2 protein-coding genes are annotated in these 1,279 nt (G+C 71.7%); one reads left to right on the top strand and one right to left on the bottom strand.

Annotated elements, in window-relative coordinates:
• Positions 1-887: PQQ-dependent sugar dehydrogenase (locus tag AB0M20_RS44145; protein WP_364307531.1), on the top strand; the 887-nt coding region annotated here is incomplete at its 5' end.
• A 59-nt stretch (positions 888-946) separates the two neighbouring features.
• On the opposite strand, the gene AB0M20_RS44140 is transcribed toward AB0M20_RS44145, so the two are convergent.
• Positions 947-1,279, bottom strand: a 333-nt coding sequence (locus AB0M20_RS44140) for a hypothetical protein (protein WP_364307529.1), incomplete at its 5' end; no start/stop codon positions are given.

Below are 1,279 nucleotides of genomic sequence, written 5' to 3'. Positions count from 1 at the left end.
ACGGCAGCGCACTGGTCGCCGAGCGGGAGAAGACCCGGATCATGCAGATCACGCCGGGCCAGGAGCCGCGGGTGGCGTACCGGGTGCCCGGGGTCGACCCGGGCGGCGAGGGCGGCCTGCTCGGGCTGGCCCTGGCCGCGGACTACCCGCAGACCCGCTGGGTGTACGCCTACCTCACGGCCGAGGAGGACAACCGCATCGTCCGCTTCAAGCTGGGCAGCAACGACAAGCCCGAGGTGGTCTTCGACGGCCTGGCCAAGGCCGGCAACCACAACGGCGGCCGGATCGCCTTCGGCCCGGACGGCATGCTCTACGTCGGCACCGGCGACGCGGCCGAGCCGCCGCGCTCGCAGAACCCGGCCAGCCCGAACGGCAAGATCCTGCGGCTGACGCCCGACGGCGACCCGGCGCCCGGCAACCCGACGGCCGGCTCGCCGATCTGGACCTCGGGGCACCGCAACGTGCAGGGTCTCGCCTGGACCGCGGACGGCGACATGTACGCCACCGAGTTCGGCCAGAACCGCCTGGACGAGGTCAACAAGATCGAGAAGGGCAAGAACTACGGCTGGCCGCAGGTCGAGGGCGACGAGCGCAACGACCCGAGATTCCAGAAGCCGGTGGTCACCTGGGCCACGTCGGAGGCGTCGCCGTCGGGGGCGGCGATCGCGGGCGACACGCTCTACGTCGCGGCGCTGCGCGGGCAGCGGCTGTGGACCGTCCCGCTGGGCGGTGGCGAGCCGAAGGCGCACTTCACCGAGAAGTGGGGCCGGCTGCGCACCGTCGCCGTGGCGCCCGACGGGGCCCTGTGGCTGACCACGTCGAACACCGACCGGGACGAGAACGTCCGGGACGGCGACGACCGGATCCTGCGGTTCCCCGCGCGCTGACAGGCCGACCTGGGAAGGGAGGCGGACGCGCGGGAAACCGCAGGAAGCACCGTGCCGGGTCAGGCGTTCGCGGGCGGCAGCAGCGGCAATTGGGAGATCACCGCTGCGTACTGGGAGACCTGCCGGCCGTTCGGCACCACGCCGAAACTGCGGAGCTGGTCCTGGATGGCCCGCTTGACGACATCCTCGGACTGGCCGCGGTGTGTCTGCATGACCTTGTTGACGACATAGTCGACGCGGAGCTGCTGCTGCCAGCCGGCGTTACGAGGGCCGCCGGTCGTGGCGAAACTGACGGAGGCGAGGGGTTCCATGCCCACGAGTATCGGCACCCGGCGTCCCACTGGAATGTTCGAGGGGACGCTGCAACCCGACTGCACCCGGGTCGCACCGCC

It is taken from the genome of Actinoplanes sp. NPDC051633 (assembly GCF_040681735.1).
Taxonomy (GTDB): Bacteria; Actinomycetota; Actinomycetes; order Mycobacteriales; family Micromonosporaceae; genus Actinoplanes.
The sequence above is the reverse complement of the archived record's forward strand: the minus strand, read 5'-3'. Positions and strand labels throughout refer to the sequence as shown.